Origin of the sequence: Luteibacter sp. 9135 (assembly GCF_000745005.1) — a bacterium.
Classification (GTDB): Bacteria; Pseudomonadota; Gammaproteobacteria; order Xanthomonadales; family Rhodanobacteraceae; genus Luteibacter.
Genome location: NZ_JQNB01000001.1, coordinates 238,005 through 252,890 on the forward strand (window position 1 = coordinate 238,005; position 14,886 = coordinate 252,890).

General features: G+C 67.9%; 10 protein-coding genes. 5 read left to right on the forward strand and 5 right to left on the reverse strand.

The features are described from left to right. Positions 1 to 47 precede the first annotated feature (47 nt). From murD to FA89_RS01105, 3 genes are read right to left on the reverse strand one after another with little or no spacing between them, the layout of a single operon-like run. Entirely contained in the window at positions 48 to 1,406 is a 1,359-nt protein-coding gene (murD, locus tag FA89_RS01095; protein ID WP_036137320.1) for a UDP-N-acetylmuramoyl-L-alanine--D-glutamate ligase, read from the reverse strand. Then, complete coding sequence (gene murL / locus FA89_RS01100) at positions 1,393 to 2,742, reverse strand: UDP-N-acetyl-alpha-D-muramoyl-L-alanyl-L-glutamate epimerase (RefSeq protein ID WP_036137321.1); 1,350 nt, start codon at positions 2,740 to 2,742, stop codon at positions 1,393 to 1,395. Before murL ends, murD begins: the two co-directional genes overlap by 14 nt. Next, positions 2,739 to 5,300, reverse strand: a complete 2,562-nt coding sequence (locus tag FA89_RS01105) for a bifunctional aspartate kinase/diaminopimelate decarboxylase (protein ID WP_036137322.1) — start codon at positions 5,298 to 5,300, stop codon at positions 2,739 to 2,741. Before FA89_RS01105 ends, murL begins: the two co-directional genes overlap by 4 nt. A 1,035-nt stretch (positions 5,301 to 6,335) precedes the next feature. Between FA89_RS01105 and FA89_RS01110 the strand changes: the two genes are divergently transcribed. The 5 genes from FA89_RS01110 (at position 6,336) to FA89_RS01130 (ending at position 12,679) form a co-directional block, all read left to right on the forward strand. Beyond that, positions 6,336 to 7,649, forward strand: coding sequence for an APC family permease (locus FA89_RS01110; RefSeq protein ID WP_036137323.1), 1,314 nt, complete (start codon positions 6,336 to 6,338; stop codon positions 7,647 to 7,649). Between the two features lie 47 nt (positions 7,650 to 7,696). Beyond that, positions 7,697 to 8,248 carry a (2Fe-2S)-binding protein gene (locus FA89_RS01115; protein ID WP_081916297.1) on the forward strand — a complete coding sequence of 184 codons (552 nt, stop codon included), beginning with the start codon at positions 7,697 to 7,699 and terminating at the stop codon, positions 8,246 to 8,248. Then, complete coding sequence (locus FA89_RS01120) at positions 8,245 to 10,521, forward strand: xanthine dehydrogenase family protein molybdopterin-binding subunit (RefSeq protein WP_036137325.1); 2,277 nt, start codon at positions 8,245 to 8,247, stop codon at positions 10,519 to 10,521. Before FA89_RS01115 ends, FA89_RS01120 begins: the two co-directional genes overlap by 4 nt. Before the next feature lie 26 nt (positions 10,522 to 10,547). After that, positions 10,548 to 11,312: a class I SAM-dependent methyltransferase gene (locus FA89_RS01125; protein ID WP_036137328.1), complete on the forward strand. Its 765-nt coding sequence runs from the start codon at positions 10,548 to 10,550 to the stop codon at positions 11,310 to 11,312. An 83-nt stretch (positions 11,313 to 11,395) separates the two neighbouring features. After that, positions 11,396 to 12,679, forward strand: a complete 1,284-nt coding sequence (locus FA89_RS01130; RefSeq protein WP_051938442.1) for a polyhydroxyalkanoate depolymerase — start codon at positions 11,396 to 11,398, stop codon at positions 12,677 to 12,679. 207 nt (positions 12,680 to 12,886) lie between these two features. Here the strand turns inward: FA89_RS01130 and FA89_RS01135 are convergent, their stop codons facing one another. Further along, entirely contained in the window at positions 12,887 to 13,990 is a 1,104-nt protein-coding gene (locus FA89_RS01135; RefSeq protein ID WP_036137331.1) for an SLC13 family permease, read from the reverse strand. Positions 13,991 to 14,090: 100 nt separating this feature from the next. After that, on the reverse strand, positions 14,091 to 14,873 hold the full coding sequence (locus tag FA89_RS01140) for a DUF4097 family beta strand repeat-containing protein (protein ID WP_036137334.1): 783 nt from the start codon (positions 14,871 to 14,873) through the stop codon (positions 14,091 to 14,093). Positions 14,874 to 14,886: the final 13 nt, after the last annotated feature.

A 14,886-nucleotide genomic window follows, 5' to 3' on the forward strand; every position in this document is an offset into this window, starting at 1 on the left:
GCCGGCAGCCGCACCTCCCAGCAGGCGCGGCTGCCGGTGTACGCGCGTCATATGACGCCCAGTCCCTGGATGGATGTCGTGTCAGGCTCAAACCCGCCCAGCGCCGCAAAGCGCCTACCCCGCTCCACGTAATCCCGAAACTGATCGAAGCTGGGTGCACCGGGCGAAAGCAGCACGCAACCCTCACCGTCGAGGGCGCTACGTGCCGCGCCCACGGCTGCCGCGAGGTCGGTGGCGCGATGGACGTGCGCGATACCCGCCGCGTCCAGCGCATCCGCGATGCGCGGACCGTTCGCCCCCTGACAGACGATCGCCGTCGGCGCCTCGGCATGCCGCCGGAGCGCCTCGATAAACGGCGTCCAGTCCAGACCGCGGTCATGACCGCCGACGATCAAGGCGACACGTTGCGCCCCGATGCTGTCCAGCGCGGCCAGGCTGGCCAGCGGCGTCGTACTGATCGAGTCGTTGATCCAGCGAAGGCCATCGCGCTCACCGAGCGGTTGCAGGCGATGAGGTAGCGGCACGAAACGGGCGAGCGCGGGCGCCGCCGCGCGGGCATCGTGGCCCATCAGTTCAAGCGCAGCCAGCGCGGCACACGCGTTCATGGCGTTGTGCAGGCCCGGCGCCGTGACCGTCGAAGCGGGCACGATATCCTCGGCGCCCCGACGGATCATTCCGTCGGCGACGTGCCAGCCGTCGACATCGCCGAAGGTGTGCGGATGGGCGTGATCCGCGGCACGGGCGAGCAGCGATGGTTGCGCGGCGTTGACCAGCACCGCCTTGGACGCGGCGAGCAAGCGAAGCTTGTCGTCGACATAGCGCTCGCGCGAGCCATGCCAGTCGAGGTGTTCCTCGTACAGGCTGGTTACGACGCCGAGGTCGACACCGCTCGCTTCGGCCGTCTGGAAACTGGACAGTTCGATCACCCACAGGTCGGCGCTAACCTCGTCGAGTTCGAGCAACGGCAGGCCGATGTTCCCCGCCAGCGCCGTACGCACACCGAGAGCCCGGGCCAGGTGGGCCAGCAGCGCGCTGGTGGTGCTCTTGCCCTTGGTGCCGGTCACTGCGATCGTGCGCGCATCGGCATGAGCGCCAAACCAGAGCGCCGTACCGGAGGTGAAGCGCGTGCCGCGTTCACGCGCGGCAATCAACTCGGGCAGATAGGCCGAGATGCCCGGCGACTTGATCACGACGTCATAGCCGGCAAGCGTGTCGGCGTCAGGGGCACCGGTGTACACAACCACGGACGGGAACGCCGCGCGCGCCGCATCGGCTTCGTCGACCATGCAGTGCAAGTCGATGGCCTGGCCGGGCAGGTGCCGCGCCAGCGCGTTCAGCGCCGCGCGACCCTCGCGCCCGAAGCCCCAGACAGCGACCCGTTGCCCCGCCAGCTCAGCCCAACGCATCCAGCGCTCCCAACAGGCGCTCCGGCACCAGATGCGAGGCGCCGGGTTGCAGCCATGGTTCCAGGGCCAGTTCGCCCGGATCCAGCTGCGGCAGGATCTCGCGGCGGAAACGCGAGACCAGTGCGTCCTCGCGCCACTCGGGACGCTCGGCCAGCGAGGCCAGCGCGGCACGCGCCTCGGCGCCCTCGCCGACGCACTCGAACGGCTTGTGGTCCTTGTATTCGAGCAGGGCATCGAAGGCCCCGGCCAGCGCGTCGTCGTCGAGCAGGTTGCGGCCGAAGATCGACACCAGCCTCGGCTTGGCCAGGAACGGCGCCAGCGCCAGGAACACGAAATGGCATTTGGGGCATTGCCCGCACCAGCGATCCGCCGGTTTCGGGCCGAGGATGCGGAAGTTGCGATTGCAGCTGGAGAACACGTCGAAGTAACCCGTACCCAGTCGCGCGAACGCGCTGGTCACGGCCAGTTCCGACCACGGCCGCAGGAGCGAGCAGTAGTCCAGATCCGCGGCCACGTGCGAATGCAGGTAATCGTGGAAGGTCTTCTCGAAGCCGTAGCCCTTGCTCCACTGGTGGTTCACTTCCTGCCCGTCGTATTCCAGCGTGGCCACCGAGGCGGACCGCTCGTTGGCGAACACGATGGAGTCGTAGCCGTACAGCAGCGCGGCCAGCGTGAGGATGGCCGAATTGATCGCCGTCACCGGGATGTGCCCGTTCCAGGCACCCAGGCGATTGAGTTCAAACAAGCCGTGCGCCAGTTCGCGTGAGACGTTGAGGGTGGACAGACCCGTGCGTGCCGCGCATTCGGCGATGAGCGGGGAATTGCCCACCCATGCCGCCGTGGCGTCGCCGCCGATCGACTTCACCGCCTCGACGGCCACCACCGAATCCTTGCCGCCGCCGATGGGCAGCAGCGATCGCGCCGGCAAGCCGACCGCTGGCGCTGCACGGTGCACCGAACGCTCGAACGGAAAGGCGATGCGGCCGCGCAGGTCGAGCCGGTTGCGGTAGGCGAACTCGGCCAGGCCGTGCAGGTACAACGCATCGGCCAGGCTGGCCGTGGCTTCGTCCAGCGGCGGGCCCTCGACGACGATGGACGGCGGGATACCCGCTTTGTAATAGCTGACGCCGGCCACGATGTGCAGCAGGCGAAGGGCCGCGGCGAATGCGGCCTCGCGTTCCGCCGGCACGGTGGGCGCGCCGGGGAAGGTCACCCGCTCGATGAGCTCCACGCCATCATCGAAGGCATAGACCAGCTCCGCCACCCCATCGGCGAAGGTGTGGCGGACAAATCGGAAGCTGGCGCTGCCGCGGGGATCGTTGGGCGTGGCGGTCACGGCAGCAGTACCTCGTCGGCTTCGTCGCGCAGGTTGTAACGCGACGACATGACGGCCCCGTAGGCACCGCCCTGCGCCACCAGGATCACATCGTCTTCCCTAGACTCCGGCAGCCGCCGGTCCGAACCGAGGATGTCGCCAGACTCGCAGATGGGGCCGACCACCTGGTACATCGTCGTAGCCGGCTCACCATGGCGCGTAAGGTTGACTATCTCGTGCCAGGCGTCGTACAGCGCGGGGCGGATCAGGCTGTTCATGCCGGTATCCAGGCCCAGGTAGCGCACGTTCGCGCCCTTCTCCTTCTCCTGCGTCACCCGCGCCAGCAGCACGCCGGCATCGGCGACGAGGTAGCGGCCGGGCTCCATCCACAGCTGGAACTGCGGGTAGGCCTGGTGCACGGACGTCAGCACGCGATCCAGTGCGGCCATGTCCAGCGCCGTTTCGCCCGGGTGCGAAGGCACGCCCAGGCCGCCGCCGATGTTCAGCACGGTGATGGTGCCTATACGTTCCGCCAAGGCCGCCAGTTGCGAGTACACCTCGCCCCAGTGCGCGGCATCGAGAATGCCCGAGCCCAGGTGCGCATGCAGGCCGATCACGCGCGCGCCGGCCGCGTCGGCCAGGCGCAGAAAACGGTCCACCTGCTCGATAGGCACGCCGAACTTGCTGCCGGTGCCGCCCGTCTTCACCTTGTCGTGGTGGCCCAGGCCGCGACCCAGGTCCACGCGCAGCATGATCTCGCGCCCGGCGAACAGGTCGCTCCAGTGCTCGATCGGATACAGCGCGTCGATCGTGACAGTGGCGCGCGTGCGCACGGCACTTTCAAAATCGCGGCGTGAAGCGAAGTTGGGGGTGAACAACAGTGGCGTACTTTCCGGCACCGCCGCCGACACCGCCGCCAGTTCCCCCGGCGATACGCATTCGAAGGCGAAGCCTTCCTCGGCCAGTACCTTGAGGATGCCGGGATGGGTGTTGGCCTTGACCGCGTAATGCACGCGATCCACGGCCTGCAGCGACTTCACCCGACGCGCCTGGGCGCGCACCGTGGGCAGGTGGTAGACGTAACGCGGCGTGCGCTGCGTGGCCAGTTCCACCAGTCGCAGGCGCTCGGCCTGCCACCATGCGGCGGCCGGCAGGGCCTGGTCGCCGGCACCGTAGAGGGCCTGCCACGACGGACCGAACACCATGCTGTCGTCCGTGCGCAGGGCACCGGCACCGATCAGCAGTTCGTGCAGCCGCGGCAGCATGGCGTCGACCACGTCTTCGTCGACCACGAAGGTCAGGTTGAGGTTGTTCGACGACTGCGAGATGAGGTGCACGCGCAGCTGGCCGAACTCCGCCAGCACGCCGGACAGCTTGTGCAGCATGGAACGCATGCCGCGGCCGACCAGGGTGATCGCCGCGCAGGGCGCGATCACCTTGACCCGGCACACGCGCGCCAGGTCCGCGGCCAGGGCGGCGATGGCGTCGGAATCGAGCAGGTTCTCGGTCGGGTCCAGCGACACCGTGACGTTGGTTTCCGCCGAGCCGATCAGGTCCACCGACAGGCCATGCCGGCGGAACGCGTCGAACACATCGGCCAGGAAGCCGACCTGCTGCCACATGCCCACCGATTCCATCGACACCAGCGTGATGCCCTTGCGGGCACTGATCGCCTTGATACTGGGCGCGTGCTCGCGGATCTCGGGACCGATGAAGGTGCCTTCCAGCTCCGGCCGGTTGGTGTCCTTGATCAGCAACGGCACGCGCGGCTCGCGCAGCGGCGAGAGGCAACGCGGATGAAGCACCTTGGCCCCGGTGGAAGCGATTTCCTGGGCCTCTTCGTAGTCCAGGCGCTGCAACAGGCGCGCGCCGGCCACCTGCCGGGGATTGGCCGTGAACATGCCGGCCACGTCCGTCCAGATTTCCACGCGGGCCGCCGCCAGCAGCGCGCCGAAATACGCCGCCGAGGTGTCCGAGCCACCGCGGCCGAGCAGCACGGTCCGGTCATGCTCATCGCAGGCGATGAAGCCCTGGGTAATGAACACCTCGCCACGCGCCGCCAGCCGCGCGGACAACGCCGCGTCGTGGTGCGGCTCGATCATGGCCGAGAGCACGCGGGTACGCTCGTTCTGGTTGGGCAGGGCCACCGCATGCAGGCATTCGCGCGCATCCACCCAGGTGGTCGGCAGGCCGTTGGCGCTGAGGAAAGCCGCCCCCAGCGCGCTGGACATCAGTTCGCCATGCGCCTGCACGCGCGCCTGCCAGGCCAGTTCGCCCAGTTCGCCAGCACCGCCGTCGGCCAGCGCGGCCAGGTCGGCCAGGCGCGCGCCCAGCGTTTCCGGCATCGCCAGCGACATCTCGGCGAGCAGGGCGTGGTGGCGATCGGCCAGTGCGGAGGCCGCGTCCGAGCGGCGTTTCGGGTCCGGATGCGTGCAAAGCTGTTTCAGGCCGTCGGTGATACCGGACAGGGCCGACACCACGATCAGCACGCGCGCGCCCTCGGCGCGACGGCTGGCGGCCAGCTCGAGGATATTGCGCCAGCGTGCGGCCGTGGCAACCGACGTGCCGCCGAACTTCATGACGATCCAGGGCGCGTTGACAGGCAACGGCGCGTTTGCGTTTTCGCTCACGGGACTCTTTGGGCTGGTGGGAAAAGCGGGTTGCCGATGCGGCGGCATATCCTTCGAAGTGTTGCGCTGCAACGGAAAAAACGCAATCTGCTGGGGGGCTGTTGGAGCAAGAGCCGGCGGGTGCCACCCTCGGGGCCACGCCTACGGCGACCCGTCAAGGAAAGGCCGCGTCCGCGGCCGTTTATTGATTGCCCTTCGGGCCGGGTCGGGCTTCGCACAGGGGTTTTCGACTCGACATCCCTGTCTCGCGAAAACGGCCGGCCGTCCTGGCCGGCCCCCTTCGGGCCTGATCTGTGCGAATCCCTCGCCTGCGGCTACCGGCCCCGAGGGTGGCACCCGCCGGCTCTTCCTGACACTGAGGTTGCGTGTGGGGAGAGCGAAGAGCCAGGTTTCGCTTCGTTGCTGGGAACGCTCGCTTCATGTTACGCATGGCGTCGTTCGCGTTGGATGGGTTGAGGGTTCGCCGACATCGTCGGCTCCTACCCAGATGGCGGATCACGCGTTGGATATTTCACGGGCTGCCCTACCCCTAGGGTAGGAGCCCACGATGTGGGCGAAAAGCCAACAAAGCGGCGACGCCGTACCCTGCACGTCTACGGTGCTCGCGTAACAACCTGCCTCAGTCTTGGGAAGAGCCGGCGGGTAGCCCCCTCGGGGCCGGTAGCCGCAGGCGAGGGCTTCGAACGGACAAGGCCGCGTAGCGGGGCCGGCCAGGACGGCCGGCCATTTTCGCTGAGCCATGGATGGCGAATCGAAAATCCCCGGGTGAAGCCCGACCCGGCCCGAAGGGCAATATATAAACGGCCGCGGAGCGGCCTTTCCTTGACGGGTCGCCGCAGGCGTGGCACCGAGGGGGCTACCCGCCGGCTCTTGCTCCAAGGCCCCAAGGCCCCAAGGCTCCAAGGCTCCAAGCCACCAACAACCTTTTACAAACCCGCCCTCCCAAGCCATCCTCCCGTCTTTGCCCGAACCCGACCACGACACATGGAAAATCCCGGCTACGCCCGCCGCCTCACGCTCATGGATGCCGCCCTCATCGTCGTCGGCGGCATCATCGGCGGTGGCATCTTCCTCAATCCCGGCATCGTCGCGCAGCGCACGTCGTCCGGCTGGGTACTGCTGGGGCTGTGGGTCGGCGGTGGCTTGCTCACCCTGATCGGCTGCCTCTGCTATGCGGAACTGGGCGCACGGCGCCCCCAGGCCGGCGGCAGCTACGTCTATCTGCGCGAAGCCTTCGGCCGCCTGGCCGGTTTCCTCTTCGGCTGGACCATGCTGCTGGTGATCTACAGCGGCAGCAGCGCGGCGGTGGCCACCATCTTCGGGACCTATGCCACCTCGGTATTCGGCCTGTCGCCGGCCCTGGTCAAGCCGCTGGCCGTGGGCGCGCTGATCTTCGTGACCGGGCTGAACCTGTTCGGCATCCGCTTCGGCGCCCAGGTGCAGAATGTCTTCTCCATCCTCAAGCTGCTGGCGATCGCCGCCCTGGTCGTCACCGGGCTGGCCTTCGCCGGCGTCGGCAACACCGAAGCGCTGGCTCCGGGAGTCGTACCCACCAGCGGCAGCCTGGCCAGCGCCCTTCTCCCGGTGTTGTTCGCCTTTTCGGGTTTCAGCTACCTCAACAACCTCGCCGGTGAGGTGCGCGACCCGCAGCGCACGCTGCCGCGCGCCCTGGTGCTGGGCATGCTGGTGGTGATCGCCGCCTATGTCCTGACCAACTACGCCTATATGGCGGTGCTCGGCCACGACGGGCTGGCCGCCAGCCAGGCGCCCGCCGCCGACGTCATGAGCCGCGTGTTCGGCACAGCCGGTGCGCGGGTCATCGCCATCGGCATCGCCGTGTCCACACTGGGGTTCTGCAACATCACCCTGGTGGCGGGCGCCCGCGTGCTGCAGGTCATGGGTGAGGACGGCCTGTTCTTCGCCAGCGTGGCCCGGCTGCATCCCCGCTACCGCACGCCCAATATCGCGCTGATGGCGCTGGCGGCCTGGGCGATCGTGCTGGTGCTGGGAGCCAACTACGGCCAGTTGCTGGACTTTGCCGCGTTCGGCGACTGGGCGGCCTACGCCGTCACCATCGCCACGCTGTTCTGGTACCGCCGCCACGGCGGCGAACGCCCGGCCTTCGCCACACCGGCCTATCCGCTGCTGCCGCTGGTCTTCATGGCCACGGTGGTCGCAGTGGTGGTGGCCTATGCCCTGGACAAGCCGCTGAGCGCGGGCGTCGTCTGCCTGGTGGTGCTCGCAGGCCTGCCCGTCTATGCGGTCTGGCGACGCCTGTTCAGTAAACTCGCTCGCTGATCACGGGCACCGATGCCACAATGACCCGGTTAAGCTGAGGAAAGCAGATGGCACAGCAAGGTCCGACGTCGCCCGTACCCGTTCCCACCCCGCAGGATGCCGCGCAACCGGCGCCCACGCCCGTACGCGAAGGCATCGACCTCATCGTCAACGACAAGCGCTACAGGCACACCGGCGACAAGACCATGCCGCTGCTGTGGTACCTGCGCGACGTACTTCGCCTCACCGGCGCCAAGTACGGCTGCGACCAGGGCGATTGCGGCTTCTGCACGGTAATCGTCGACGGTCGCGCCGTCGCGGCCTGCCACACCCCGATGGCCAAGCTGTCCGGCAAGCGCGTCACCACGGTCGAAGGCCTGTCCGGCAAGGACGGCAAGCTGCATCCCGTGCAGCAGGCCTGGATCGACGAGGACGCGATCATGTGCGGCTTCTGCCAGCCGGGCCAGATCATGGCGGCGGTGGATCTGCTCTCCCGGCAGAAGAACCCCTCCGACGACGACATCGACAAGATCGGCAATCTTTGCCGCTGCGGCAGCTACGGCCGCATACGCAAGGCGATCAAGCGCGCGGCCGGCACGATGAAGGACGGCAAGGCATGAGCGGCGAAGTCCGGCTGTCCCGTCGCCGCTTCCTCAAGTACGCCGCCGGCACCGCCGGTGCGCTGGTCATCGGCATCGGCACGGCGGAAGCGCTCGATCGTCCGCCGCCCCTGGGCCTGCTCGGCGATGCATGGGCGCAGGTCGGCCCCTACCTGCGCGTGGCCGCCGACGGCCGCGTGTACATCGGCGTGCGCGATCCTGACAACGGCGAAGGCACCGCCACCTCGCTGGCCCGGATCATCGCCGAGGAACTGGATGCCGACTGGTCGCAGGTGATCGTCGAACCGCTGGGCCTGGGCGTGCGATCGGGCAACGGCGAGCCGGATTTTATCTACGGACGCCAGCGCAGCGGCGATGCCACCAGCATTCCCGCCGCCTGGGCGGATCTGCGCCAGGCCGGCGCGCTCGGCCGCTGGCTGCTGCTACAGGCCGCCGCGCGGCGGCTCGGCCTGCCCGCCGACCAGCTGCGCAGCGAGAACGGCGCGGTGATCGCCAGCGACGGTCGCCGCCTCTCGTATGCCGACCTGGCGTCTGCGGCCGCGTCGGTGGATGCGCCCTCCAGCCCGCCGCCGCTGAAGGCGGCCGACCAGTACCGCCTCATCGGCCAGCCGGCGGGCGATGTCGATGCACGCGCCGCCGTCACCGGACAACTGCGTTACACCGCCGACGACACCGTCGGCAATGCCGTGGTCGCCGTGCTGGCGCGCTGCCCGTACCCGGGTGGCACGCTGGACAGCGCGGATCGCGATGCCGCGAAGAAGGTCGAGGGCGTCTACGACATCATCGACATCACGCCGGAGCAGGGCCAGGCGCCCGGTGACACACCCCAGGCGCCGGCCATCGCCGTCCTGGCGAGCGACACCTGGGCCGCCCTGTCCGGGCGCGCCGCACTGAAGGCCAAGTGGAAGCCGGGCGCCACGCCGGAGCCCAACAGCTACACGCTCGAACAGAAAGCCCTCGAACTGTTCGCCGATGATGCCGCCACGCCCAGCACCGTGCGCAGCGACGGCGACATCGCGGCCATCCGCAAGAAAGCCGCGCGCACGCTCGAAGCCACTTACTTCCAGCCGTGGGTGGCCCACGCCACCGCGGAAACGCCCAACTGCGTCGTCCGCCTCGATCCGGACACCAGCATCACCGTCATCGCCGCGACGCAGTCGCCGCGCGCCGCCTACGCGGTGGTCCAGCGGATGACCGGCTTCAGGCCGGACCAGATCGACATCCAGGTGCCACGTGGCGGCGGTGCGTTCGGCCGACGCCTCGAGCAGGACTACATCGCCGAGGCCGTCGCCGTGGCGCTGGCGAAGAAAGACGACGCCATCCGCAACCGCCCGGTGCGGCTGCTGTGGACACGCGACGACGACCTGGCGCACGACTACTACCGTCCGCTGGCCGTGCATCGTCTGAATGCCTTCATCGATCGCAAGAAAGCCCTCGTGGGCTGGCAACAGCGCATGGCCAGCCCTTCGGTGCTGGCGGGCGGCAATACGCCCGACAACCGCCTGTGGCAGTCCGAACTGGTAGCCGACGCGCTGCCGGCCGGTCTGGTGCCGAACTTCCGCAGCGACTGGTACCCGCTGCCGTCGCAGCTGTCACGCGGCGAGTGGCGCGGTTCGCCGAACGTCACGCCCACCTTCGCGTCGGAAAGCTTCATCGACGAGATCGCCAACCTGCTGAAGGTGAACCCGCTCGATTTCCGCCTCGGCATGCTGGGCGAAGGGCGCCAGCTGCCCTACAGCGGTCGCGGCGGCCCCATCGACACGGCCCGCCTGGCCAACGTGCTGAAACTGGCCGCCGAGAAAATCGACTGGAGCCGCTGGCTGCGCAGCGAGAACGGCCTGGGCATCGCCTGTTCGTATGTTTTCGGTGCCTACGTGGCCCATGCCATCGAAGTGGCCCCGTCGGGCGAAGGCATCGACATCCACCGTGCCGTCTGCGTGGCCGACGTCGGGCGCGTGATCAATCCGCTGGGCCTCGAGGCCCAGCTGCAGGGTGCCACCATGGACGCGCTGTCCACCGCGCTCAACCTGGCCATCACGGTGAAGGATGGCCGGGTGCAGCAGACGGGCTTCCGCGACTACCCCTTGGCGGCCACGCAACCCCTCCCCTATGAGGTGGAAACCGTGATCGTGCCGTCCATGGCCGAGCCCACCGGGGCCAGCGTGATCGGTGTACCCTCGGCGGCACCCGCGCTGGCCAACGCCGTGTTCCGCGCCACCGCGGTACGCATCAGACGCCTGCCGCTGCTGCGCGAGCTGTCCCGCCTGCGCTGACACCCCCGTCCCGCCCGAGGTAACGCATGACCATCGCATCATTCACCTCGGGCTCGACGGCCACGCGGACCGACGCCGACCTGATCGGCAGCAACAAGCGCTTCTACGACGCGCTGTGGTCCGAGGCCAAGCTGTTTTCGCCCGACCGCTTCAATACGTGGCCGCTGGTGGCCGAGTTGACGGCGCAGACCACCCGCCGGCTTGAGGTCGCCCCGGGCCTGCGCCCACGGCTGCCCCTGGAAGGCACCCAGTTCGTGGACCTCAGCCGCCCGGCCCTGGCCGAGCTGGGCCGGCACGGCGCACGGGTGGCCAACGCCATGATCGGCGCCCTGCCCTTCCGTGACGCCAGCTTCGACTTCGTCTGTGCCTTCGACATCCTGGAACACGTGGTGGATGACGAGGGGGCGCTGGGCGAGCTGGCGCGCGTGGCCGAACCCGGCGCCCGACTGCTGATCTCCGTACCGCTGCATCCCGACGCCTGGACGGCGTTCGACGACTTCGTCGGGCATTACCGCCGTTACGAGCCCGAGGCCATCCGTGACCTGCTGGCCCGCCACGGCTTCACGATCGAGCGCAGCGCCGTCTACGGCATGCAGCCGAAGTCGTCGAAGCTGCTCGACCTGGGTCAGTGGTACCTGACTCATCAACGCGCGCGCGCCATGTGGTGGTACAACCGCGTTTTCATGCCCCTGGGCGTCCGGTTCCAGAAGGCGCTGTCCTTCACGCCCGGCTTCGAGCCAGGCCCCGGTGTCGACGAAGTGCTGCTGGTCTGCCGCAAGGCAGCCACTTAAATCGAGCAAAAACAGGGGCTTTACATATGGCGCGGCGCAACTGGTTATGATGCGCCACCCTCCCCGCCCCTTCCGGAATCGGCATGCTCTATCTCATGCACGAATGGCAACGCTCGATGCTCAGCCCGCTGACCTACTGGGCCGAGGCGAGCGCGAAGATGTTCGGCGATGCCGCCAGCCCGTTTGCCCGCATGCCTGGCGCCGACCGCGCCGCCGCGGGTTACGAACTGATGTTCCGGCTGGGCAAGGCCTACGAAAAGCCGGAGTTCGACATTCACAGCGTGCACGCCCACGGGCATGACGTGGCCATCGTGGAACAGGTAGCGCTGGCCAAACCGTTCTGCACGCTCAAGCGTTTCAAGCGCTTCTCGGACGACCAGGCCACGGTCGACACGATGAAGAACGACCCCGCCGTGCTCGTGGTCGCCCCGCTGTCGGGCCACCACTCCACGCTGCTGCGCGATACGGTGCGCACCCTGCTGCGCGACCACAAGGTGTACATCACCGACTGGGTGGACGCCCGCATGATTCCCCTCGACGCCGGCTCGTTCTCACTGGCGGACTACGTGGCGTACATCGAGGAGTTCATCCGTCACGTGGGCGTGCACCGCGCGCACGTGGTGTCGGTCTGCCAGCCCACCGTGCCGGTGCTGGCCGCCGTCTCGCTGATGGCGGCACGTGGCGAAGCCACCCCGGCCACGCTGACGCTGATGGGCGGCCCGATCGATACCCGCAAGAGTCCGACCAGCGTCGACAACCTGGCCACCACGCGCCCGCTGTCTTGGTTTCGCAACCAGCTGATCCACAAGGTGCCCTACCAGTACCCTGGCGCGGGCCGCGAGGTGTATCCGGGCTTCCTGCAGCACGCCGGCTTCCTCGCCATGAACCCGAGCCGGCACGTCATGTCGCACTGGGATTTCTACGAAAACCTGCGCAAGGGCGACCTCGACGACGCCGAGCAGCACCGCAAGTTCTACGACGAATACAACGCGGTGCTCGACATGCCGGCGGAATATTACCTCGACACCATCGAGACCGTGTTCCAGGAGCACCGCCTGCCCAAGGGCACGTGGGAAATCCACGGTGAGCTGGTGCAACCGGCGAAGATCAAGGACACCGCCCTGCTCACCATCGAGGGTGAACTGGACGACATTTCCGGAGCCGGCCAGACGGAAGCCGCGCACGGGCTATGCAAAGGCATTGCGAAGAAGCGCAAGAAGCACATCACCATCGAGGGCGCCGGACACTACGGCATCTTCAGCGGCCGCCGCTGGCGCGAAGTGGTTTACCCCGACGTGCGCGATTTCATCAAGGCGCACGATAAAGGCAACAGCAACACCGGCGCGCAGGGAAACCGGCCGGCCTGATCACGTCCGGCATGTGTGTGCGTGTAGGAGCGGACGATGTCCGCGAATCCTCACCATGCCTATGCCGAACGATGCCGAACGCGACGCACAAGCCGGCGTTACGCCCGATGAAGCCGGCTTTGTCGGGCGTCTAAAACGCCCGCTCGATTTGGCGTTCGGCTTCATTCGCCGGACCAGCCCCTGAGGGTTCGCGCGCATCGCGCGCTCCTACAACAGCGCCCAGCCGATCAGGCCGACGACGATGAAGAAAGGCGTGGACCACAGATGGAACGTGGCCCAGGCCTTACGCTCGCCCAGCAGGCGCAGGGCGATCAGGTTGGCCAGCGAGCCCAGCACGAAACCAAAGCCGCCCACGTTCACGCCGAACGCGATGGTGCGCCAGTCGTGTGAATACTCTGCCAGCAGGATGGCTGCGGGTACGTTGCTGACCAGCTGCGAGGCCAGCGCACCCGTGGCGTACAGGTGCGACGGAATGTCCAGACCGAGACCGCCGATGAACGAACGGATGGTCTCCAGGCCGGCCAGCATGCGCAGGTCGATGAACATCAGCACGAAGGTCAGAAGCAGCCCCCAGTCGATCGCGGCCACCACGCGGCGGCGGAACACCAGGAAAACGGCCAGCACGCCCAGCAGCGCCCACAGCTCGTGGTGCAGGTCCGCCAGCACCAGGAACGGCAGGTAGAGGACCCCTGCGGTGACCAGCAGGCCTCGCTCCACCGCATGCTCGGTGCCGTCGTGCACTTCCAGCGGCTCGGCGGGAAACGCCATCGCGGTGACTGCCAGCAACAGCACGAGCACGATGGCCACCAGGGGAAGCATGGCCAGCACGAACCCGCCGAAGCCATTGCCCCATTGCTGCCACAGGAAAAGGTTCTGCGGATTGCCGATCGGGGTGAGCATCGAGCCGGCGTTCACGGCCAGTGCCTCGAAAATCACCAGGCGCGTCGCCGGCATGCGGGCGATGCGACACATGCTGAGGGTGAGCGGCACCATGACGAACAACGACACGTCGTTGGTCAGCAGCATCGACAGCAGGGCGGTCAGCGCGACCAGGCCCAGCGCGGCGATCCGCCGGGTGGCGGTTCGGTCGATCAGCCAGCGGCCGGCGACGTTCAGCGCGCCGCTGTGTTCCACGGCCTTGGTCAGGATCAGCAGACCCGTGAGGGTGGCGATGGTCGGCCAGTCCACCAGGCCGGGCCAGCTCGCGATCCGCGACGGCTGGGCCACCGCGAACGCCAGAGCAGCCGCCAGTAGGACAAGAAAGAGCACGTCGCGGCGCAGGTTGCGCAACGAGTCGGGTAGCCACGTCATGGATGGATTCCGCCGGAGAGGGCGGGATCATAACGTCACGCGGTGTCGCCCGGATGTACAGACCGACACCGCGTGCACCACGCGACGGGACGCGCCGAGGTCAGTCGTCGTGGCTGACGGGTATGCTCACCTTGCCGGCGACGCCGTGCTGTTCGATGTCGCCGCTGCCTTTCTTGCGCACGGTCAGGTTGCCCTTTACGCCATCGACGCCCAGATCGCCCGAGCCGATCGACCCCACGTCGACGCTGCCATCCACATCGGTCAGCTTGGCATCGCCCGAACCGACCGTGCCGATCCTTACGTCGCCATGGACTTGGCGGGCCGTCAGGTCACCCGAACCGACCGAATCCACGCTCATCGACCCGGCGCCGTCGACCTTCACGTCGCCCGATCCGATGCGTGCATGCACGGCACCCTTGACGTCGGATGCCTCGATATCGCCGGACCCGGCGCCGACGTCCAGCGAGGCGATGCTGCGCAGCTTGACGTCACCGGAGCCGGCTTCGACCGTCACCGGCAGGCTGGCGGGAATCGTGGCTTCCACCTTGAGGTAGCTGTAGTGGTTGCCCCAGCCGCCCGACCACGATTTGTCCTTCTCGGTCAGTTCCACGACGAGGGTGTCGCCGCGTTTCTCCTGGGTGACGATCAGGTTGTCGACGATCTTCTGGTCGGAGCCGCAGGCCTTGCCGCGGAGGGTGCCCTTGCCTGCGGCCGATCCACCCTGGACGGACAGATCATAGGAGTTGACCACGAAGCGCACGGCGCGCACGCCCGAGAGGTCGAGATCGAGATTGCGGTCCGCATGGAAGGCGCAGGAGGGCACGTTGTCCGCCAGGGCGACGGCGGGCAGCAGCAGGAGCGAGGCAAGAACCAGGTGGCGCATGGGGAGTCCCCTT

What these genes read in the sequence shown, in the direction of transcription:
- murD (WP_036137320.1), bottom strand. Translation starts at nt 1,406, where the DNA reads ATGCGTTGGGCTGAGCTGGCGGGGCAACGGGTCGCTGTCTGGGGCTTC.
- FA89_RS01110 (WP_036137323.1), top strand. Translation starts at nt 6,336, where the DNA reads ATGGAAAATCCCGGCTACGCCCGCCGCCTCACGCTCATGGATGCCGCC.
- FA89_RS01115 (WP_081916297.1), top strand. Translation starts at nt 7,697, where the DNA reads ATGGCACAGCAAGGTCCGACGTCGCCCGTACCCGTTCCCACCCCGCAG.
- FA89_RS01105 (WP_036137322.1), bottom strand. Translation starts at nt 5,300, where the DNA reads ATGAAGTTCGGCGGCACGTCGGTTGCCACGGCCGCACGCTGGCGCAAT.
- FA89_RS01120 (WP_036137325.1), top strand. Translation starts at nt 8,245, where the DNA reads ATGAGCGGCGAAGTCCGGCTGTCCCGTCGCCGCTTCCTCAAGTACGCC.
- FA89_RS01125 (WP_036137328.1), top strand. Translation starts at nt 10,548, where the DNA reads ATGACCATCGCATCATTCACCTCGGGCTCGACGGCCACGCGGACCGAC.
- FA89_RS01130 (WP_051938442.1), top strand. Translation starts at nt 11,396, where the DNA reads ATGCTCTATCTCATGCACGAATGGCAACGCTCGATGCTCAGCCCGCTG.
- FA89_RS01140 (WP_036137334.1), bottom strand. Translation starts at nt 14,873, where the DNA reads ATGCGCCACCTGGTTCTTGCCTCGCTCCTGCTGCTGCCCGCCGTCGCC.
- FA89_RS01135 (WP_036137331.1), bottom strand. Translation starts at nt 13,990, where the DNA reads ATGACGTGGCTACCCGACTCGTTGCGCAACCTGCGCCGCGACGTGCTC.